The following is a 20,552-nucleotide window of genomic DNA, read 5'->3' as shown; positions in this document are numbered from 1 at the left end:
TGGGCGTCACCCGGGCGGCGAGGGCGCACCCGTCACCCGGGCGGCGATGACGCGCGCGCACTCCAGGGACTCGGTGTGGGTCGTGTCCACCTCCACGTCGTAGCTCATCCCCTCGTGCACGACCAGCGCCTGTGACGCGGCCATGCCCTTGACCCGGTCTCCCCGGGCGATCTCGCGGCCCGCGGCGACCTCGGCGTCGCACCGGACGCCGACCCACAGCACGGTGAGTCCGGCGAGAGCCTTCTCCCACCGCTGCCGGGAGGCCGCGCCGCCGAGGAAGACGTCGTCGACGACGATCCCGGCGCCGGCGCGGGCCATGGCGGCGATGCCCTCGGTCCAGGTCGCCTCCAGGGCCCGGAACTCCGCGCCGACGCTCACGCCGCCGTCCGCCGCGAATGTGATCCCGCCCTCCGAGCCCTGGAGCTTCGCCGGCAGCGCCTCGACGAACGAGTCGACGCCGAAGGCCATCCACGGACCGGGCAGGACCTCTTGCAGGCATCGGACGATCCCCGACTTGCCCGAGCTGGAACCGCCGTTGAGAACGATCACCTGAGTGGTCACGGCGTCACGATAGGGCGGCCAGGCGGGTCAGGGCTCCCGGGTTTCCGACTCCAGCTTCGCCCGGGTCTCCCGGTCGTAGACGCCGAGGTCTTCGGCCTCGATGCCGCGGGACCACTGGTAGGTGCGGACCGCGTCCTCCAGCCGGTCGTCGAAGCGGCCGTCGGTGTCGTCGTCGTACAGGTACAACTGCCGCAGACGGAGCTGGAGTTCGGTGACCTCCGGGCCGTTGTCGCCGAGGCGGAGGACGGCCGGGCCCTTGTTCTGGCGGGAGTTGTCCGGAGCCGCCTGCCCGGGGCCGGTCGCCGATGCCGACGGCTGCGATGCCGACGGGGAGGGCGACTGCGACGGGCTCGCCGAGGCGCTGGGCGCGGACGGCGACGGTGAGGCGGACGGGCTCGCGGTGCGCGACGGCGACGGCCGCGGCGCTGCCGGGGCCGGCGGGGCCACCGAGGCGCTGCCCTGCGGGGGCGTGGACGCCGCGCTGCTCGACGGGGCGTCCGGCACGCTCGCGCGGATGTCGTCCGGCAGTGCCGTGTCCCGGGACGGGCTCTCGTAGGAGAACAGCCCGCTCGCGTACCCGGCCGCCGCGACGACGGCGACGCAGGCGCCGGCGGCGGCGACGAGGAGGTTCCGGCGCCGTCGCCCGGACCTCCGCGCTCCGGGCCCGCCCGCTGCCGTCGCGCCGCGATCCGCCCCCGCCGTGCCGTCGAACATGCGCAGATCGGTGACGCTCGGCTCGGTCGCGGCAGGAGCCAGGGGTGTCGGGATCGCCGAGGTGGCGGAGGCCGTCGGCAGTACGGCGGTCGCGTCCGGGTCGACGGGGCGCAAGGGCATGGTGGCGTCGGCGGGGGAGGGCGGCCGGGCGGCACCGCCGGGGCGTGAGACCTCGGTGTGCGGGCGGCTGCCGGCACTGGCCGCCGCGGCGGCCTGGCCCGGTGTGCCTGCGGTCCGAGACCGCGGCGCCGTGCCGCTGCTGTCCATCGCGGCCTGGCGCGGTGTGCCCTCGGCCCGAGACCGCGGCGGCCTGCCACTTCCGTCCATCGGGGGCCGGCCCGGTGTGCCCTCGGGCGTGGGCCCGGCGTCCTGGGTCCGCGGGGCCTCTGCGGAACCGTTTCCTGGTGGCCGAAGGGGGTCTCCGTGCGCAAGCGCGGCGCCGTTGTCCGACGCGGACCGGCCTCGGGCGCCCTCGGCCGTCGGGCCGGGGCGGCCCTGGGCGCGTGGCGCTTCCGCCGGACCGGTTCCCGGCCGTCGGGCGGTGCCGTCCGGGGCGTACGGGGTGGGCTCGGCCGGGGGTGCCGTGACCGGGGTGCCTTCGAACGACGCCCCCGTGGGCCCCCCCGGGCGCGGCGCCGTCGTCGCCCCCGCCGGTGAGGACGGCTGCCCCTCGCCGACGGCGGGTGCCGCTCCCCCGTCCGGTCCGCCGGAGGCCTCCCCGCCGTCGATCTCCACGTATGGGCGGATCCGCAGCGGGTCGAAGTCCTCCGCTGCCGCCGCCTGGGTCGTGCGGGCGTCGCGGAGGGCCTCGGCGGCACGGTCGGTGCAGGCGCAGGCGGGGGTGTTGTCCCGCTGTCTGGGCGCGCCGCACTCCGGGCACGGGTGGCCGTTGGGCGGTTCCACGCGTTCCTCCCTCCCCTCGCGAACTCCAGAGATTATCCAGATCTTCTCCACAGTGCGGTCGAGGAGCCCCCGGAAGCGCAGCTTCCAAAAGGGCCCGGCGGGCCATAACAGGTCACAGCGGTCACGATGGAAAATGTCACAGGAGACGCGGGAGGTCGGATGGCCGAGGACGGGAACGCCACCACGCTGACGCCCCAGGGCGCGGCCCCCGGGGAGCAGGTGTCCGGGAACGTCCTGGTCTCCATCGGAGCCCTGCTCCTCGGCATGCTGCTCGCCGCCCTCGACCAGACCATCGTGTCGACCGCGCTGCCCACGATCGTCAGCGATCTCGGCGGTCTGGATCACCTCTCCTGGGTGGTCACCGCGTATCTGCTGGCCGCGACCGCCGCGACCCCCCTGTGGGGCAAGCTCGGCGACCAGTACGGGCGCAAGCGGCTGTTCCAGACGGCGATCGTGATCTTCCTGGTCGGGTCCGCGCTGTGCGGCGCCGCGCAGGACATGGCGCAGCTGATCGCGTTCCGGGCCCTGCAGGGCCTCGGCGGCGGCGGGCTGATCGTGCTGTCGATGGCGATCGTCGGCGATCTGGTGTCGCCGCGTGAACGCGGCCGCTACCAGGGCCTGTTCGGCGCCGTCTTCGGCGCGACCAGCGTGCTCGGGCCGCTGCTCGGCGGGCTGTTCACCCAGCATCTGAGCTGGCGCTGGGTGTTCTACGTCAACCTGCCCGTCGGCGTCGTCGCGCTCGCCGTGATCGCCGCCGTCCTGCACATCCCGCGCACGGCGCAGCGCCACGTCATCGACTACCTCGGCACCTTCCTCATCGCCGCCGTCGCCACCTGCCTGGTACTGGTCGCCTCGCTCGGCGGGACGACCTGGGCCTGGGGGTCCTGGCAGATCGTCGGCCTGGCGGTCCTGGGCGTCGTCCTCGCCGGCGCCTTCGTCGCCGTCGAGCGGCGGGCCGCCGAACCCGTCCTGCCGCTCAAGCTGTTCCGCGTACGGACCTTCACGCTCGCCGCCGTGATCAGCTTCGTCGTCGGGTTCGCCATGTTCGGCGCCATGACCTACCTGCCGACCTTCCTCCAGGTCGTCCAGGGCATCAGCCCGACCATGTCCGGTGTCCACATGCTGCCGATGGTGCTGGGCCTGCTGCTGGCCTCGACGGCCTCCGGACAGATCATCAGCCGCACCGGCCGCTGGAAGGTGTTCCCGATCGCCGGCACCGGCGTCACCACGCTCGGGCTGCTCCTGCTCCACCAGCTGGACGAGCACAGCTCCACCGCCGAGCTGAGCGGCTTCTTCTTCGTCTTCGGGCTCGGCCTCGGCCTGGTGATGCAGGTCCTCGTCCTCATCGTGCAGAACGCCGTCCCCTACGAGGACCTGGGCGTGGCCACCTCAGGTGCGACCTTCTTCCGCTCCATCGGCGCCTCGTTCGGGGTCGCCGTCTTCGGCACGGTCTTCGCCGGCCGCCTCGGCGAGCAGCTCACCGACGCCTTCCGCGGTGCCACGCTGCCGCCCGGCGTCTCGGTGGACGCCCTGGAGGCCGACCCGCGCGGCATCGCCGCCCTGCCGCCCGGCCTGCGCCCGCCGGCCCTGCACGCCTACGCCGTCTCCATCACGGACGTCTTCCTGTACGCCGCCCCCGTCGCGCTCCTCGGCTTCGTGCTGGCCTGGTTCCTGAAGGAGGACCGGCTGCGCGGCTCGGTCACCGCGCCGGACGTCACCGAGACCCTGGCCAGCAACCCCGTCGAGCGGTCCTCGTACGACGAGGTGTGCCGGGCCCTGTCGGTGCTCGGCACCCGCGCGGGGCGGCGCGAGATCTACCGGAAGATCACCGCACGGGCGGGCTACGACCTGCTGCCCGCGACGAGTTGGCTGCTGCTGCGGATGCGGCGCCACGGCTCGGTGGAGCCGGGCGTCCTCGCCGACGCCATGCCCGTGCCCCTGACCGTGATCATGGAGGCCGCCCGGCAGGCCGAGGAACGCCGCCTCGCCGTGCGCCGGGGTGTCGACATGGTCCTGACCGAGCAGGGGCGCGAGGTCGCCGGCCGGCTGGCCGAGGCCCGCGAGGAGTCCCTCGCCGAGCTGCTCGGCGACTGGTGGGGGCCGGACCGGCCGACCGACCTGGAGCGGCTCGTGCGGGAGCTGACCGGCGAACTGTGCGGATCGCGCCGCGAGCGGCCGTACAGCACGGGCTCCACGCGGGAAAGGGTCTGAACTTCAGCCCAGCTCCTTGCTGAACCAGTGCTCCGCGTATCGGCCGTCGTTGTGGGGTGCGGTCTCCGTGTAGCCGAGGCGGGCGTAGAGGCCGCGGGCCTCGACGAGGTCGCCGCGGGTGTCGAGGATCATCCGGGCGGCACCCAGCGAACGAGCGGCCTCCTCGGCCGCCCGGACCAGGAGCGGGGCGCCGCCCCGGCCGCGCACCGGCTCGTGCAGGAACACCCGCGTGAGCTCGGCGGTCGCGCCGTCCAGCAGCCGTACGCCCGCGCTGCCGGCCGGCTCACCGTCGTACCGGGCGACGAGCAGCCGCCCGCCCGGCGGGGCGAGGTCGGCACCCGGCTGGGCGGCGATCTCCCGCTCCAGCTCGGCCGGCTCGGTCCGGCGTCCCTCGTGCAGCAGGTACCAGCGGTCGCTGACCTCGGTGTAGTACGCCCGCCACAGCGCGGCGGCCACGGGGGAGTCGTACGGTTCCGGAGTCACGGTCCAGGTCATGGACCGCATTCTTCGCAGGCGTCCCATCGGACACGCAAGCGAATAGTCCCGGCCACCTGTTCGCGCCCGGTAGCGCCCGCGCGCCGTTTGGAGACGGGCTTTGGGGACACCCGACGGGCGAACCGGCTCGCGAGGAGAGCCGGTTGGGCCGAGAACCCGGAAGGCATTCATGTCCACTGGCCTGATCATTGCTCTGATCGTGATCGCGGCGGTCGTCATCATCGCGGCCGTCATGACCCTGCGCGCCCGCGGGCCTCGGCAGGGCCCGAGCCTGAAGCGGCGCTTCGGACCCGAGTACGACCGGGCCGTCGCCCGGCACGACGGTGACGCCAAAGCGGCCGAGCGCGAACTGACCGAGCGCGTGCAGCGCCACGGCGAGCTGCGCGAGCGGCCGCTGGAGCCGGCGCAGCGCGAGCAGTACGAGGCGCGCTGGACGGCCGCCCAGGAGCGGTTCGTCGACTCGCCGCGCGACGCCGTCGCCGAGGCGGACCGGCTGCTCGCCGAGCTCGCCGGTGCCCGGGGCTTCCCGGACGGCGGGCAGTACGAGGAACAGCTGTCCGCGCTGTCCGTGCACCACGCCCACCACGTGGACGGCTACCGGCGCGTGCACCGCGCCGCGCATCTGCGCGCGGAGGACGCCCGCGACGGCGGCCAGGGTACGGAAGACATGCGTGAGGCCATGGTGGCGGCCCGCGCCCTGTTCGAGGAGCTGGTGAAGCCGGCCCGCCACGGCGGCGGCGGCCACACCGGCGGACGGCACGACCACGGCCGCGAGCGCGCCGCCCTGGACGGCGGCCGCAAGGCCCCCACCCGCGGCGGGCACATGCCGTGGGCGATGAACCGACGTCAGGCGAAGGAGAGTTGAGGCAATGACCGACATGACCCGACCGCCGGGCGACCACACGCCGGACGCACCGGACGCCCGCGGCGAGAGCGCCCTGGGCACCGGCCGCCGCCCGGCCGCACCGGGCACCGACCGTCACGAGACGGCCCGGGGCCCGGAAACGGACCGCGGCGCCGCGCGCGGCATCGAGACCGACCGCGGTGCCCCGCACGGCACCGACGCGGACCGCGCGGCAGCGCACGGCACCGACGTACCCGCTGCCGACCTGCCCGGCACGGACCGGCACGGTACGGCCGGCACCGACCGGCTCGGCACGGACGGGCTCGGCACCGACCGGCACGATCCGGACCGGCTCGGCACCGAAGCACCCCGCGGTGACCACGGCACCGGCCCCGACAAGGTCGGCTCCGCCAAGAACCGGGCCCACCTCCTCGCCCACGACGACTCCGACAAGCTCGGCTCGCAGTTGCAGCACGCCGTCGCCGGGTTCGTCGACGGGCCCCGGGCCGCCGTCGAGGAGGCCGACCACGTGCTGGAGGAGATCGCGGCCCGCTTCACCGAGGCCGTGACACAGCGCCGCCGCACCCTGCGCCACTCCTGGCAGTCCGTCGAGGGCGGCGAGGGCAGGTCCGTGTCCTCGGCCGACACCGAGCAGCTCCGGCTGGCCCTGAAGGACTACCGCGAACTGGCCGAACGGCTGCTGCACGTGTGATCCCGGGGGGGAGAACCCCCGGTCACCCCCCCGGGGCACCCCCCGGTCACCGGTCCGCCCGGCGCTCCCGCCACTGCCGTACGACGTCCTCGACGTCGTACGGCTTCTTTCCCAGCGGGGGGCCGGGCGGCGGCTTGAACATCATGTCGCGGACCTTGTCGTTGATCTCGCCGATGATCTTCCGGACGATCCGCTCCGAGGGGGCCGCGAGGGCGGCCTCCAGCGCGTCCTCCGCCTCCTTGCGCAGCGCCAGCGTGGGCGGGAGGACGGAGAAGCCCTCGCGGGCCATCTTCCGCTTGACCCACCACAGTTCGTCGTAGGTGCTCTCGATCTCTCGGGGGAGCGGTTCGCCCGCGCCCGGCAGCCGGTCGAACTCCCCGCGCGTCTCCGCGTCACGGATCTGCTTGTCGACCCAGGACTCGAAGTCGACGCCCGGTGGCTTTCGCTCGGTCATGAGGCCATTGTGCCGGACACCGCGTGGCCGGGCGTTTTATCATGCGGCGGGCCAAGAACCTGTCTGGCCCACCGGGACGTCTCAGAAGGAGCGCACGTGCTCGAACTCACCATGGCCACCGTCGCGGAGGCGGAGGCGGGCGCCACGGCCGGCATGCTCATGGCCGACGCGCCGAGCGAGCCGGGCGCGGTGCTGCGGGTGGGCCGCGACAAGTCCGTGTGCCGGCTGAGCACGCCGGACGACTGGCTGTTCGTCTCCCGCGTCCACCTGGAGTTCCTGTGCGGACCGGAGGGGACCTGGCAGGTCACCTGGCTGCGCGGCTCCCAGCCCGACCCGTCCTCCGAAGTGCGGCTGACGATGGGGCAGTACGTCCAGCCCCTCGCCTACGGCGGCACCGTCCCGCTGCCCAGGGGCGGCAGCGGCGAGATCATCATCCAGGACCGCACCGCCCCGCGCAGCGTCAACGTGGGCTTCTACCACGAGGCGTGACGCCGGGCCCGCACGCCGTGTGACGGCTCGGCCTCACGCCAGCACGCGGGCCAGCGCGAACCCGTCGTAGCCCTTCATCCCCACCGTCTGGATCGCGGTGCCGCTCAGCCTCGGGTGGGCGGCGATCAGTTCGATCGCGGTGCGGGTGCCCGTCACGTCCGGGGCGGTGCTGTCCTCGTCGACGACCCGGCCGCCCCGTACGACGTTGTCGAGGACGATCAGGCTGCCCGTGCTGGTGAGCCTGATCGCCCACTCCACGTAGTGCGGGTTGTTGGCCTTGTCGGCGTCGATGAAGACGAGGTCGAACGGGGGCGGGTTCTCGTCGGCCAGCTTGGGCAGCGACTCCAGGGCCGGGCCGACCCGCACCTCGACCAGTTTGTCCAGGCCGGCGCGGGCGATGTTGCGGACGGCGACCTCGGCGTGCAGGGGGTCGTACTCCAGGGAGACCAGGCGGCCGTCGGCGGGCAGGGCGCGGCCCAGCCAGATGGTGCTGTAGCCGCCGAGCGTGCCGATCTCCAGGATGTGGCGGGCGCCCTGGATCTGGGCGAGGAGCTGAAGGAGCTTGCCCTGGTTGCCCGCGACGTTGATGTGCGGAAGCCCGGCGGCGTCGCTGTCGCGCAGGGCGGCCGCCAGGGCTTCGTCGTCCGGAGCGAGGTGGGCGGTGAAGTAGGCGTCGACCTCGTCCCAGACGTGCGACTCGCTCATGCACCTCTACCTTTCGTCAGCATAGTTAGCAGCCCTAACTACTGGCGCTGACGAAGATAGTTGGTGCGCGGGTCGCTGTCAGCGGGATTTCACTCGGCGTGTCGACCCGCCACGGAGGGCGCCGAGCCGGGCAGCGGACGCCCCGCCGACTCCGTCATGCGCCACACGGCGAAACCGCCGATCACGGCCGCGGCCATCATGTAGTACGCGGGCATCATCATGTTCCCGGTGGCGCCGATCAGGGCCGTGACCACCAGCGGGGTCGTGCCGCCGAACAGGGACACCGAGACGTTGAAGCCGATCGACAGCGAGCCGTAGCGGACCTTGGTCGGGAACAGCGCCGGGAGTGCCGAGGGCATCGCCGCCGTGAAGCAGACCAGCAGCAGGCCGAGGGCGCCCATGCCGAGCGCGACCGCGAGCAGGCTGCCCTCGCGGATCAGCAGCAGGGCCGGGACGGACAGCAGCAGGAAGCCCGCGCAGCCGGTGGCGATCACCGGGCGGCGTCCGACGCGGTCGGTCAGCGCGCCGGCGAACGGCTGGGCGATCATCATCACGGCCATCACGCCGAGGACGACCAGCAGGCCGTGCGTCTCGTCGTAGTGGAGCTGCCCGGTCAGGTAGCTCGGCATGTACGACAGCAGCATGTAGTCGGTGACGTTGAAGACCAGCACCAGGCCGACGCAGAGCAGCAGCGCGCGCCACTGGCCCGCGACCATCTCGCGCAGCGGCGTCTTCGGGCGGTTGTTCTCGGCCTTCTCCGCCTCGGCCGCGAAGGCCGGGGTCTCCTCCAGGCGCAGCCGCAGGTAGAGGCCGATGATGCCCATCGGGCCCGCGATCAGGAACGGGATGCGCCAGCCCCAGGAGGTCAGGTCGTCGGCGGAGAGCAGGGCGGTCATGATCGTGACGAGGCCCGCGCCGGCGATGTAGCCGGCGAGCGTGCCGAACTCCAGCCAGCTGCCGAGGAAGCCGCGCCGCTTGTCGGGGGCGTACTCGGCGATGAACGTGGAGGCGCCCGCGTACTCACCGCCGGTGGAGAAGCCCTGCACGAGGCGGGCCACCAGGAGCAGGATCGGCGCGCCGACGCCGATCGTCGCGTACGACGGGATCAGGCCGATCGCGAAGGTGCCCGCCGCCATCATGATCATGGTGAGGGCGAGGACCTTCTGGCGGCCGACGCGGTCGCCGAGCGGGCCGAAGACCATGCCGCCGAGCGGGCGGACCAGGAAGGCCGCGGCGAAGGCGCCGAACGTGGACAGCAGCTGGGCGGTGGGGTTGCCGGAGGGGAAGAAGACCTTGCCCAGCGTGACCGCGATGTAGCTGTAGACGCCGAAGTCGAACCACTCCATCGCGTTGCCCAGCGCGGCCGCCTTCACGGCACGCTTGACGAGCGCGGGGTCGGTGACGGTGGGGTCGGGGGCTTTCGCCGTGGGGGTCTTCACGGGGGACGCGGGGGCGACGACTGAGGCAGTCGACAAGACTCGCTCGCCTACCTTTCGACGGGGACAGGGACGCGGTCCCGCGCGGCGGCGCTGTCGTACGGGCCGAAAAAGCGACGATAGGCGGATTTGCGCCGCTTACGGGCGGTACGGAGTTGACTGCATACTGCATGTAAATCGGCGCTGTGCTGGCCCTTCTGCCCGTCGGGAAGCGGTTCACGGCCGATCTTGATGTGATCCTTATCGCTTCCGTGAGGGGTCATGGCTGCCGTCCGGGTGCGGACGCCGCCCCCGCCGCCCTCCTCTCGGAAGCCGCGCCTTCTTCCCGGAAGTCGTGCCTCATGCCCGGAAGCCGCCCGCTCCCCATAGGGTTTGCAGGAGAAATGCGCATATTCGGTGCATACGGGATGTACTGGTGTCGGAGGCCGACGAGGCGTGGCGAATGCGGATCACGGCGGCGGACGGCCGGCGGAAGGCTTCGGAGCGACGGCCGCCGGCGGGGACCGCCCACGTCTGCGGGTCGCCCGCGCGGGGCTGTGGCTGATCGCCGCCGTCCTCGCCGCCCGGCAGGTCGCCGCCGTCCTCGCCACCCCGCGCGGTGAACGGCTGACGGACCTGGAGACCTGGGTCGGGCCGAACGGCGTCCTGCATGTGAACGGCTCGCTCTACGACTCCACCCGCTTCACGGGCACGCCCTTCGGCGGGCTCGTCCTCAAGCCCCTCACCCGCTCGGCCGAACAGGCCCTCGGCTGGGGCTGGACCTTCGGCACGCTGCTGCTCGTCGTCGCCCTCGGGCTCATCGCTGCCCGCGCCCTGCCCCCGCCGGTCAGCCGCCGTACGGCCCTGCTGGCCGCGCCGGTCGCCGTCAGCCTGCTGATGCTGTCCCTGCCCGTGCGCAGCACCCTCTCGCTCGGCCAGACCAGCATCATCCCGGTCCTGCTCGTTCTGCTCGGCTGCTTCACCGCCCGCGGCCAGCGCACCAGCGGCCTGCTCATCGGCCTCGCGGCGGCGCTCCAGCCGACGCTGCTGCTGTTCACGCCCCTGCTGTGGTGCACCGGCCGCAGACGCGCAGCGCTCGCCACCGGCGTCACCTTCGCCGCCTGCTCCGGACTCGCCTGGGCGGCGATGCCGCACGACTCCCACCGCTACTGGGTCCACCACATGGCCGGCGTCGGCCTCGGCGGTCCGGCCGACGGCCTCGCCAACCAGTCCCTGCACGGCGCCCTCCTCCGCCTCGGCCTGAACGGCCCCCTGGAGATCGCGCTCTTCCTGACGCTCGGCGCGGCCGTCGCCGTCCTGGCCCTGCGCCGGGCCGTGCGGTACTTCGGCGACGGTCAACTGCTGCTCGCCGTCGCGATCACCGGCTGTGCCGCGATCGTCGTCTCGCCCACGGCCTGGGAGCATCAGCTGCTGTGGGTGCTGCTCGCGATCGTCGGCCGGGCCGGCACCCGCGCCTCGGACCGCTACGTCTGGCCGGTCGCCGTCGTCCTGGTCATGACCCTGCCGGCCCGGATGCTGCTACCGGACATGGCGTTCCTCCGGCCGCTGCGTGACAACGTCGTCCTGCTGGCCGCGCTCGTCGCCGCCACCGCGGTGCCGTTCCTGTCCCGCTCCTCGCCCGCCTACCGGTCACCGGCACCTCCCGCCCCCGCGCCCACCGCCCCGGCCCGCTTCCGGTTCGTGCCGCTGCTGCCGTTTCTGCGCCGGGTCCTCACCCGGCCGAACCTCCTGCTGGAACTGCTCCTCCTGCGCGTCACCTACGCCGCCTACTCCCAGGTCCGCCTCGCCGCGGGCGGCGGCAGCAACTCCGCCGGCCGCGCGGAGGCCGAGGAGCACGGCAGGCAGATCTACGACCTCGAGCGCGTCCTGCACCTCGACATCGAGCGCTGGGCCAACCACACCGTCGTCGGGATCGGCTGGCTGCGGGACTTCCTCGACCAGTACTACACGTCGTTCCACTTCATGGTCCCGCTGGCCGTCCTCGCGGTCCTCTACCGGCGCCGCCCCGGCGACTACCGCTGGGCCCGCTCCGTCCTGGGCTTCGCCACGCTGCTCGCCCTGGTCGGCTTCTGGCTCTACCCCCTGGCCCCGCCCCGTCTGATGCCGACGCTCGGTTTCATCGACACGGTGCACGGCGTCCAGGACTTCTCCCAGCCCGACTACGGCACGCTCACGGCCCTCACCAACCAGTACGCGGCCATGCCGTCCCTGCACTTCGGCTGGTCCCTGTGGTGTGGCGTCGTGATCGCCGTGCTGGCGACGCGCTGGTGGTTGAAGGCGCTGGGCCTGCTGCATCCGCTGCTCACGCTCGCGTCGATCGTGGCGACGGCGAACCACTGGGTGCTGGACGCGGCGGGGGGAGCGGTGGTGATCGCGGCGGGCTTCGGCATCACGTATCTCCTCCAGGGGCCGCGGGCGCGGACGGTGGCGGCGGCCGACCGCGAACGCACACCGACCCGGAAACCCGTACACGGTTGACAGGTTCCCGAGGCCCACGCCGCCTGGCTCCACCCCCTGGCGCGGCCATCCCCGAGATGCAACCTGGTTGAGGGCCGCGCACGATGAGAAAAGGGGTGCCCTTGCCCTCTGTGGAGGTGATCGGGATGCGATGTGTGCTCATCGCCGTGGCGGCTCTGGCTGTGCCGATCTCCCTGGTGGGAGCGCCGGCTGTCGCGGCATCACCTGGGACCTCTGCGACCGCGGTGGTGCAACCCGCCTAGGCCGCAGACAAGTTGAACCGTCCAACGGCTCTTGTGGCCCAGGGGCCGGATGACATCTGTGATTTCACCATCAACCGGCCGAACCTCCGTCTGAGGTCGTCCGGGGCGGTGGTCCAGCAGGCCCAGTGCTATCTGAACCAGGCGATCGACGCCGGTCTGGACGTGGACGGGGACTTCGGCCGCGTCACGCAGTCCGCGACGAGGGCCTTCCAGAGTTGCGCCGGCATCGTCGTCGACGGTCGCATCGGAGCCCAGACCTGGTCGTTCCTCTCCTTCTGGGCCAACGCGCCCGATGCTCCCTTCTGCTGACGGGTTCGGCGACGGTGCGTCTCCACGGGCGGGCCGTGGCTGCCGGACTACGCGTACGGGGCGAGCAGGGCACGCAGTTGCGGGGCCGCGAGGTAATGGACGACCTTGTGGAAGTCGAAGGCGTGGATCGGCCGTGTCTTGGGCTGTTCTCTGTCCACTCCTTCGAAGCAGCGCTCGACGCCTCCGGGCGGGAGCGCCACGATGTCGCCCGGGTCGGCCAGGTTCACCCACCGGCCGACGCCGGGCGGGCGCCCGCCACGCTCATCGACCGGGGCCGGCTGAAGCCGGGGGAACACAGCGTGCGGCAGGGCGAGGGGAGAGCCGAGCGTGACCAGCAACTCGACGTGCAGGGAAGGGTTCTCCCAGAGCGTTTCGTAGGTGACGACGGATCCCAGCGAATGGGCGAGCACCACGCGCGGCCGATGCCTGGCCACGAGGTCGGCCACCCGGTCACGCGCCTCCTGACGTGCCGGAGTCCGCAGATACGTGACGACTTCCCGGAAGAACCGCGCGACGAACCGCTCGGTGACCGGACGGCCCAGCCCGTGCGTTCGGGCCAGCCAGGCGAGCGCTTGGCGCAGGGGCGCGGTGGCACGGCCGGCGGCGGTGGCGTCGGGCAGACCGCACTCCTCCAGCCAGATGGCGACGAGTTCGCGTTCGAAGTCGTCCAGGGAGTCCAGGTCGATGTCGCCCCCCTGACGGCCCCGGTGGCCGTGGTGGTGCAGCAGGTCCGCGTAGTAGGCCGTGAAGACCTCGTGACCGGTGTCGAGGGCCGCAGCCCAGATCTCCGCGAGTGCGGCGCTCGCCGCCTCCGGTGTCAGGTCCGGGCGGTGGTTGCCGACTCCGTGTACGCCGAGGATGCGCATCAGACCCTCCCGGTCTTCCGTTCCATCACCACGACCCCGCTGCCCGTCCCGATCACCAGGGCGCCGTCCTGACCCAGCGCCACCGACGAGACTGGGCGCGGCATGGTGAGGATCTCGCACTGCCCGGTCCGGACGTCCCAGAGCCGCACGGTCCCGTCGTAGCTGCCGCTGACCACGACGGGCCGGTCCTCGACGACCGCGCACGCGACCGACTGCACGCTTCCCTTGTAGCCCACCAGGGACTGACCGGAGGGCCCTCCGGTCAGAAGGTCCCAGATGCGTACTGTTCCGTCGTAGCTGCCGCTGACCACGACGGGCCAGCCATCGATCACCGTGCACGCGACCGACCGCACACCACCCCTGTGGCCGACCAGGGGCGCCGTTGTCGGACGTCCCGTCAGGAGGTCCCAGATGCGCACCGTTCCGTCGTAGCTCCCGCTGACCACGACGGACCGGCCTTCGACCACTGCGCACGCGACCGACCGCACACCGGCGGTGTGCCCGGTCAGCGGTGCGCCGATCTGTCTGCCGGTCGCGAGGTCCCAGATGCGCACCGTCCGGTCGTCGCCGCCCGTCACCACGACGGGACGGCCCCCCGCATCCGCCGTGGCGACCGCCTTGACGCCGCCCGAGTGCCCGGTCAGCGGTTCCCCGACCGGCCTTCCGGTCGCGAGGTCCCAGATCCGCACCGTCCCGTCGAAACCCGCGGACAGGGCGGCCGGGCGGCCGCCGATGGTCGTGCACGTCACCCCGTCCACCCAGTCCGTGTGGGCGCGCAGGGGTTCACCCACCGGCTCTCCCGTGGCCAGGTCCCAGACACGGACCGTACGGTCGTTGCTCCCGGTCACGGCGACGGGTCGGCCCTCGACCTCCGTGACCTCGACCGCCGTCACTCCGCGCGTGTGCCCGTCCCTCGGGTCGCCGACGGCTGTGCGGGGGGTCGGGTCCCAGAGCTGCACCACCCCGTCCCTGGCGCCCGTGACCACGATGGGCAGATCGTCGATCAGGGTGCTCGCGACGGAGACGCAGGAGACACCGGTGAGCCGCCCCACGAGCTGACGGGTGACCAGGTTCCACAGGCGCACTATTCCACCGTTGTCGGCGACCGCAGTGACCGGCTGGCCTCGCAGGGTGGTGCACACGACCTGGGAGACCCGCGCGCCCTCCCCCGCCAGTTCCCAGAGGGGGTAGCGGCCGTACAGGTCCCAGACGCGCACAGTCCCGTCGTCGCTGCCGACCACTGCGACCGGATCGTCGTCGAGGATGGCGCAGGCGATCGCGGTCACGCCACCGGATGAGCCATTCAGCCCACCCAGGTGGAACCGGCCCCGGAACCAGACGTGCGCCGTCCCGTCGTTCCCGTGCGTCACCATGAATGGTGGCCGCCGTGGATCGTTCGTACACGCCACCGTCGTCATCTGCTTGGCATGCCGGCCCCGCACCGTGGCCACGCACTGACCGGTGGTCAGATCCCAGACCCGCAGCGTGCCGCCCGAGCACGAGACGGCGGCGGGCCGGCCCTCGTACGTGGTGCACGCCACCGCCAGCACATCTTCGTTGTGGCCGGTCAGCGGTTCACCGATGGGCTGACCGGTCCTCAGGTCCCAGACACGCAGGGTGTGGTCGTAGGAGGCGGTGACCGCGACGGGCCGCTCCCCGATGACCGTGCACGCCACGGAATTCACCCCGGCGGTGTGGCCTTCCAGCGGGGGACACATCGGTTGTCGGTCCACGAGATCCCATAACTGCACCGAAGAGTCACTGCCCGTGGTGACGGCGACGGGCCGATCGTCGACGGTCGTACACGCCACACCGGTCACCCAGCTGGAGTGGGCGTTGAGGAGGTCGACGAGGGCGGGGTCGGGCGCGCTGCCCGCCGCCCAGCGCGGTTGCCAGGCGGACACCGGCAGAGACCGGGTGAAGCGCCTCTGCAACTCCGTGTCACCGTAACGAGCTGCGTCCAGGGCGAGGAGTCGGCAGCGTTCCTCCCAGTGGGCGGTGCGATGGCGGTGGTAGGAAGCGTTGTAGACGGCCGCCGCCAGGAACGACTTGTCCGCTCGTGCGGCCAGCAGGGCGGGCGCGAGCGACCGTGGATCCGCGTGCACGAGGAAATCCGGGTCGGTGATCAGGGCGTCGGCCTGTCCCGCGTCCCTCGCGTGCTCGATCGCGTGACGCAGGAGGTAGGGAGCGGCGTGGGCCCAGACCAGGTGCGCCGCTCCCGCACGGGGCGTGAGCAGGACCGAGAGGACGCGGTCCGCGGCGGGAACACGGGGAGGGGGCACACTGCCGGGGCCGGAGGAGGGGCGGCGGTAGGGGTGGGAGCGGAGGTGGTCAGTCAGTCCCTGGTGGAACAGGCGGTACAGAGTGGTGCCGTCGGTGTCGGTGTGGGTGCGCAGGTAGAACAGGGACTCCTCGAGGACGCGGGAGAAGTCGGCGTCCCCGGGACCGGAAGCCGGACCATCGGGGCAGAAGGCACGCGCCAGAGGAAAGGCCAGTTCGGTGGGGATGCCCCCGCCCTTGCTGTGGGCGATGGCGGCCAGGAGCGCTCGGGTGGCTTCGGGCGCGGCGCGCGAGGTCAGATCCAGTTCGAAGACATCGGGCAGCGTCACCGGAGCCGCTGCACCCAGGCGGGCGGCGTCATCGACGTCGGTGACGGCACGCGTCGAGGCGAGATAGCTGGTGAAGACGGAGGCGACCAGAAACTCGCCCCACCGTTCCCCGCGTTGAGGAGTGCGGGCCAGGGTCGCGGCAGTGGATCCGGCCAGTCGCTCGCGCACGCTGCGTGCCCGGCCACTGCGGTATCCGTCCACACCGGTGAGGGCGTCGTTCAGGTAGGCGGCCAGGTCGTCCTCGAGTTCCGCCGGGTCGGTCCGGTCGAGGTCGATCATGAGGCCTTCCCGTGCGGCCAGCGTCTTGAGCTCGTCGAACTGCTCCCAGGGCCGCATCCCGACGAGCAGCCGGCAGACGGCACCGCCGTCGTAACGGCGCTCGGAGGTGAGGGGGAGGAGCAGGCGGTCGGTGATGTCCGCCGGGTCGAGGGCCTCGTCCAATGCGTCGAGCACTATGACGGGCGGATCGTGCAACGCCCGTACGGCGAACACGAAGTCCTCCGCGGTCCAGCCGCGGGCGGGAGCCACCAGCCTCAGCTGCTTCGCCAGCACGTCCAGAAGGGTCTCCAGACCGCGCTGCCGGGCCTGGACGGCGGCGATCGTCTCGTGCACGGCGGGCCGGCACGCGCCGGGGAGGCGTTCGCGGATGTGCCGCGCCTGCTCGGTCAGTTGCGGGTGCGCGGCGCACATCAAGGCACCGAGCAGAGCCGACTTTCCCGTCCCGGGACTGCCCACCACCACGCACAGACGTGATCCCGCCGGGTCGTCCAGCCAGGGAGCCAGTACCCGCAGTTGCGTGCGGCGCCCGGTGAAATGTCGTCCCGGCCGGTCGGTGAAGTGCCGTACGTCCAACGGGTCGAGCTCTTCGAGGAAGTCCCGGACCGTTGAGTCGAGGGCGGACCGGCCTGCGCGCTGGGGATCCTCGGCGAAAGCCGCGTACGCGGGATTGGGGAAGAACGGCAGGACGGGCTCCGGTGCGCTGGGGTCCATCAGCGTCGCCCGGACCGTCTGGACCCGCCCGTCGGCGGCCTCCAGCCGCATGCCGATGTGGCGGGCGACCAGGGAGAAGGCCACGAACTCCTGCGACTCGTCCGTGCCCAGGCCGGTGCGCGACAGCTCTTCCAGGACCTCGGCGACCGCGGTGCTGAAGCGTCCGTCGTACGCCTCCTCCTCGCTGTCGGAGGCGGCGATGACCCAGGCGAAGCCTTCCTCGCCCGCCTCGTGGACGTAGGACGGCAGCCGGGCGGCGACGCCGGATCCGCACAGATCGATCAGGAACAGCGTCAGCCGACGCTCGGCGTGACTGTCGGAGATCCATCCGGTGACATCCGTGTCCCGGCCCAGTCGCCCGTCGGCTGGCACCATGTCCAGCCGTGCGCGTCGTCCGTTCGCGCTTCCGTGGGAGACCACGTGGACGATGCGGTGCGCCTCCTGCGCGCCGCGGTTCTCCGAGTCGCACAACAGGTCTCTCAGCTCGCTGCGTACGGGGTCCAGCCGGTCGGTCACCCGGTACCCGAGCCGCCCGACGGCCCGGCGGACCCGGGCGAGCACCTCCGGCACGAAGACCAGGGGTTCCCACGTCGGTGACCCCAGCGGTACCTCTTCGCCGTCCGGCACGGGCGACCGGAACGTGCTGACGCCGATCACCACCGCTTCGCCCTGGCCCATGTCCCCCTCCTCAGAGCGGCACAGTACGGCAGTCGGGCCCTACGTCAGGACGGACTCGGCAACGCATTCGAACCACTCCACCCTCACACCGGCCGGCTGCCGCAGCAACAGCAGCGCGCAGCGGCGGTCCGGGACGTGCCGCACGACGTTGGCGAGCAGCTCGGTCACGCCCAGCTCGACGGCGTCCGACAGCTCGGGCATGCGCCACTCTGCGAGGAAGGAGCGGACGATACGGCGGATGTGCCGGGGGGCGTGTTCACCGACGGTGAGGCGCATCGCGTACTGGGCGGGAATGTATTCGTTCACGGGACGAGGCTGACGTGCGGTGACTACGCTCGGCTACAGAACGGATACAACCGGTTCCTTTGTGGGCCGAGTTGCGTGAGAGGGGCTTCTGCCGTGACCCACATCAACGCCCTTGACCCGGGTGCGTCGCCGCTCGACTACTACGGTTTCGAGCTGCGGCGGCACAGGGAGGCCGCCGGGCTGACGCAGCGGCAGTTGGGGGACATCCTCAACTACACGGGCTCCTTGGTGGGCCAGATCGAGACGGCTCGGAAGCTTCCGACGCCGGAGTTCAGCGAACGGGCGGATGCGGCGTTGGGAACGGACGGTATGTTCTCCCGGCTGGTTGAGCTGGTGCTGCGCAGTCGGCTTCCGGCGTGGTTCCAGCAGGTGGCAGAGCTGGAGGGGCGGGCGACGGAGATCAGCACCTTCCAGACTCATGCCATCCACGGACTTCTTCAGACCCCCCAGTACGCACGTGCCGTGCTCGGGGTGCTGGACGACACCGACCTGGAAGACCGCACCGCCGTCCGATTGGCACGACAGCGCATCCTTGAGAAGGGGCAGGCCGCGGTCATCTGGATGGTCATCAGCGAATCCGTCCTGTACCAGGAGGTGGGTGGTCGGGAGACCATGCGGGGGCAACTGGCTCATCTGTTGGCCTTCGAGCGCATCCCCGCGGTCAACATCCAGGTCTTGCCGTTCTCTGCCGGTGCGCATGCAGGAATGCAAGGCTCGTTCACCCTCTTTCGGTTCGCGAGCGACGCAGCCATCGTCTACACAGAGGGCTACGGCAGCGGGCATCCGGCCGCGAATCCGGACACTGTCAAGGACTGCTCGCTCCGTTACGATCATCTGCAGGCCGCCGCGCTCTCCCTCAGGGATTCGGCGGAGTTGATCCGGCGACTGATGGAGGAACGCTATGGCGAGCAACGCGCTTTCGGCGGGGACTCAGTGGCGTAAGTCCAGCTATAGCGGCGATCAGGGCGGAGAATGCGTCGAATGCGCGCCGATCGGGGCTCTGGCCTGGCGCAAGTCCGCGCACAGCGGCGACCAAGGCGGCCAGTGCCTCGAAGTCGCCGAAACCCCGGAAGACACTGTCGCCATACGCGACAGCAAGACCCCGGCGGGACCGATCCTCACCCTCGATCCCGCCACGTTCACCACCTTCGTCAACTGGACGTCTAAAGCCGCTGAATGATCGTGCCGGTGGCCAAACCGCCCCCCGCGCACATGGTGATCAGCGCGAACTCCTTGTCCGCGCGCTCCAGTTCGTGAAGTGCCGTCGTGATGAGCCGGGCCCCGGTCGCTCCCACCGGGTGCCCGAGCGCGATCGCGCCGCCGTTGACGTTGACCTTCGACAGGTCCTGGTCGAAGACCCGCGCCCAGCTGAGCACCACGGACGCGAACGCCTCGTTGATTTCCACCACGTCGATGTCCTTGAGGGACATCCCGGCCTTGCCCAGGACCGCCTTGGTCGCGTCGATCGGGCCGTCGAGGTGGAAGTGGGGGTCGGACCCCACCAGTGCCTGGGCCACGATCCGGGCCCGGGGGCGGAGCTTCAGCGCCCGGGTCATCCGCTTCGACGCCCACATGACCGCCGACGCCCCGTCCGAGATCTGCGACGAGTTGCCGGCCGTGTGCACCGCCGTCGGCATGATCGGCTTCAGGGAGGCCAGGGCCTCCGCTGTCGTGTCGCGCAGGCCCTCGTCCCGGTCGACCAGGCGCCACATGCCCTGCCCGGCGTGCTGTTCCTCCTCGGTGGTCGGGACCTGGACCGCGAACGTCTCCCGTTTGAAGCGCTCCTCCGCCCAGGCGTGGGCGGCCCGTTGCTGCGAGGCGAGACCGAGCGCGTCGACGCCCTCGCGGGTCAGGCCCCGGTGGCGGGCGATGCGCTCGGCCGCCTCGAACTGGTTGGGCAGGTCGACGTTCCACTCGTCGGGGAACGGCTTGCCCGGCCCGTGCTTCGAGCCCGACCCCAGCGGAACCCGTGACATCGACTCCACTCCGCAGGAGATGCCGACGTCGATCACGCCCGCCGCGACCATGTTGGCCACCATGTGCGAGGCCTGCTGGGACGACCCGCACTGCGCGTCGACGGTCGTGGCGGCCGTCTCGTACGGGAGCCCCATGGTCAGCCAGGCCGTGCGCGCGGGGTTCATGGACTGCTCGCCGGCGTGCGTGACCGTACCGCCGACGATCTGCTCGACGCAGTCGGCGGGGATGCCGGTGCGGCCGAGGAGTTCGCGATAGGTCTCGCCGAGGAGGTAGGCGGGGTGCAGGTTGGCGAGCGCGCCGCCGCGCTTGCCGATGGGGGTGCGTACGGCTTCGACGATCACGGGTTCGGCAGCCATGGGTGCGGGTCCTCTCCGGGAGGCTCAGCGGAACTAGTACGCGTTCTAGTTCTGTGCACAGTGTGCTGAGGGCCGCTCGGTGACCGCAATAGTCGTGCGGGCAATTGGCGGGGTCGTGCCTCTTGCTACTTGTAGAACCCGTTACTACCGTCACCGCAACTCCGCACAGCTGATGGACCGTCAGACCTCAGAGCCGGTACGAGTGGTGGGAGCCGCC

17 protein-coding genes and 1 pseudogene are annotated in these 20,552 nt (G+C 71.8%); 8 read left to right on the top strand and 10 right to left on the bottom strand.

Annotation, left to right across the window (positions count from 1 at the left end; all coding sequences use genetic code 11):
• Positions 1-6: 6 nt before the first annotated feature.
• Both cpt and RFN52_RS11825 read right to left on the bottom strand, forming a co-directional pair.
• Positions 7-561 carry a chloramphenicol phosphotransferase CPT gene (cpt, locus tag RFN52_RS11830; RefSeq protein ID WP_184845823.1) on the bottom strand — a complete coding sequence of 185 codons (555 nt, stop codon included), beginning with the start codon at positions 559-561 and terminating at the stop codon, positions 7-9.
• A 27-nt stretch (positions 562-588) separates the two neighbouring features.
• Complete coding sequence (locus RFN52_RS11825) at positions 589-2,178, bottom strand: peptidoglycan-binding protein (protein WP_311240936.1); 1,590 nt, start codon at positions 2,176-2,178, stop codon at positions 589-591.
• Positions 2,179-2,337: 159 nt separating this feature from the next.
• Here RFN52_RS11825 and RFN52_RS11820 point away from each other — a divergent pair, with 159 nt between their 5' ends.
• On the top strand, positions 2,338-4,389 hold the full coding sequence (locus RFN52_RS11820) for an MDR family MFS transporter (protein ID WP_184845821.1): 2,052 nt from the start codon (positions 2,338-2,340) through the stop codon (positions 4,387-4,389).
• Between the two features lie 3 nt (positions 4,390-4,392).
• On the opposite strand, the gene RFN52_RS11815 is transcribed toward RFN52_RS11820, so the two are convergent.
• Complete coding sequence (locus RFN52_RS11815; RefSeq protein ID WP_184845819.1) at positions 4,393-4,884, bottom strand: GNAT family N-acetyltransferase; 492 nt, start codon at positions 4,882-4,884, stop codon at positions 4,393-4,395.
• A 169-nt stretch (positions 4,885-5,053) separates the two neighbouring features.
• Here RFN52_RS11815 and RFN52_RS11810 point away from each other — a divergent pair, with 169 nt between their 5' ends.
• The gene (locus RFN52_RS11810; protein WP_184845817.1) at positions 5,054-5,749 is read left to right on the top strand and encodes a hypothetical protein; all 696 of its coding nucleotides are present in this window, start codon (positions 5,054-5,056) and stop codon (positions 5,747-5,749) included.
• 4 nt (positions 5,750-5,753) lie between these two features.
• Positions 5,754-6,440 carry a hypothetical protein gene (locus RFN52_RS11805; protein ID WP_184845815.1) on the top strand — a complete coding sequence of 229 codons (687 nt, stop codon included), beginning with the start codon at positions 5,754-5,756 and terminating at the stop codon, positions 6,438-6,440.
• A gap of 46 nt (positions 6,441-6,486) precedes the next feature.
• Here RFN52_RS11805 and RFN52_RS11800 read toward each other — a convergent pair whose 3' ends face one another.
• Positions 6,487-6,894, bottom strand: coding sequence for a DnaJ family domain-containing protein (locus RFN52_RS11800; protein ID WP_184845813.1), 408 nt, complete (start codon positions 6,892-6,894; stop codon positions 6,487-6,489).
• A gap of 96 nt (positions 6,895-6,990) precedes the next feature.
• On the opposite strand from RFN52_RS11800, the gene RFN52_RS11795 reads away from it, so the two are divergent.
• Positions 6,991-7,383, top strand: a complete 393-nt coding sequence (locus tag RFN52_RS11795) for an FHA domain-containing protein (protein ID WP_184845811.1) — start codon at positions 6,991-6,993, stop codon at positions 7,381-7,383.
• 33 nt (positions 7,384-7,416) lie between these two features.
• Here the strand turns inward: RFN52_RS11795 and RFN52_RS11790 are convergent, their stop codons facing one another.
• Both RFN52_RS11790 and proP read right to left on the bottom strand, forming a co-directional pair.
• Positions 7,417-8,088 (bottom strand): O-methyltransferase, encoded by a 672-nt coding sequence (locus RFN52_RS11790; RefSeq protein ID WP_184845809.1) that lies wholly within the window; start codon positions 8,086-8,088, stop codon positions 7,417-7,419.
• Between the two features lie 89 nt (positions 8,089-8,177).
• Positions 8,178-9,563, bottom strand: coding sequence for a glycine betaine/L-proline transporter ProP (gene proP, locus RFN52_RS11785; RefSeq protein ID WP_184845807.1), 1,386 nt, complete (start codon positions 9,561-9,563; stop codon positions 8,178-8,180).
• A 396-nt stretch (positions 9,564-9,959) separates the two neighbouring features.
• On the opposite strand from proP, the gene RFN52_RS11780 reads away from it, so the two are divergent.
• Together RFN52_RS11780 and RFN52_RS11775 are read left to right on the top strand one after the other, a co-directional pair.
• Positions 9,960-12,002 carry a bifunctional glycosyltransferase 87/phosphatase PAP2 family protein gene (locus tag RFN52_RS11780; RefSeq protein WP_184845805.1) on the top strand — a complete coding sequence of 681 codons (2,043 nt, stop codon included), beginning with the start codon at positions 9,960-9,962 and terminating at the stop codon, positions 12,000-12,002.
• Positions 12,003-12,352: 350 nt separating this feature from the next.
• Positions 12,353-12,553: a peptidoglycan-binding domain-containing protein gene (locus RFN52_RS11775; RefSeq protein WP_184845803.1), complete on the top strand. Its 201-nt coding sequence runs from the start codon at positions 12,353-12,355 to the stop codon at positions 12,551-12,553.
• 47 nt (positions 12,554-12,600) lie between these two features.
• Here the strand turns inward: RFN52_RS11775 and RFN52_RS11770 are convergent, their stop codons facing one another.
• The 3 genes and pseudogenes from RFN52_RS11770 to RFN52_RS11760 form a co-directional block, all read right to left on the bottom strand.
• Complete coding sequence (locus RFN52_RS11770) at positions 12,601-13,419, bottom strand: serine peptidase (protein ID WP_184845801.1); 819 nt, start codon at positions 13,417-13,419, stop codon at positions 12,601-12,603.
• Positions 13,419-17,696: a WD40 repeat domain-containing protein gene (locus tag RFN52_RS11765; protein WP_184845800.1), complete on the bottom strand. Its 4,278-nt coding sequence runs from the start codon at positions 17,694-17,696 to the stop codon at positions 13,419-13,421. Before RFN52_RS11765 ends, RFN52_RS11770 begins: the two co-directional genes overlap by 1 nt.
• A 75-nt stretch (positions 17,697-17,771) precedes the next feature.
• Positions 17,772-18,002 (bottom strand): annotated as a pseudogene (locus RFN52_RS11760) (ATP-binding protein); the annotation flags it as partial.
• Between the two features lie 93 nt (positions 18,003-18,095).
• Between RFN52_RS11760 and RFN52_RS11755 the strand changes: the two are divergent.
• Both RFN52_RS11755 and RFN52_RS11750 read left to right on the top strand, forming a co-directional pair.
• Entirely contained in the window at positions 18,096-18,944 is an 849-nt protein-coding gene (locus tag RFN52_RS11755) for a helix-turn-helix domain-containing protein (protein WP_184845798.1), read from the top strand.
• Positions 18,904-19,182, top strand: coding sequence for a DUF397 domain-containing protein (locus RFN52_RS11750; protein WP_184845796.1), 279 nt, complete (start codon positions 18,904-18,906; stop codon positions 19,180-19,182). Before RFN52_RS11755 ends, RFN52_RS11750 begins: the two co-directional genes overlap by 41 nt.
• Here RFN52_RS11750 and RFN52_RS11745 read toward each other — a convergent pair.
• Entirely contained in the window at positions 19,166-20,335 is a 1,170-nt protein-coding gene (locus tag RFN52_RS11745; protein WP_184845794.1) for a steroid 3-ketoacyl-CoA thiolase, read from the bottom strand. The genes RFN52_RS11750 and RFN52_RS11745 overlap by 17 nt on opposite strands.
• Positions 20,336-20,552: the final 217 nt, after the last annotated feature.

This window comes from Streptomyces collinus, from assembly GCF_031348265.1.
In the GTDB taxonomy this organism is placed as follows: domain Bacteria; phylum Actinomycetota; class Actinomycetes; order Streptomycetales; family Streptomycetaceae; genus Streptomyces; species Streptomyces collinus.
This window is presented reverse-complemented; position numbering and strand designations above follow the sequence as displayed.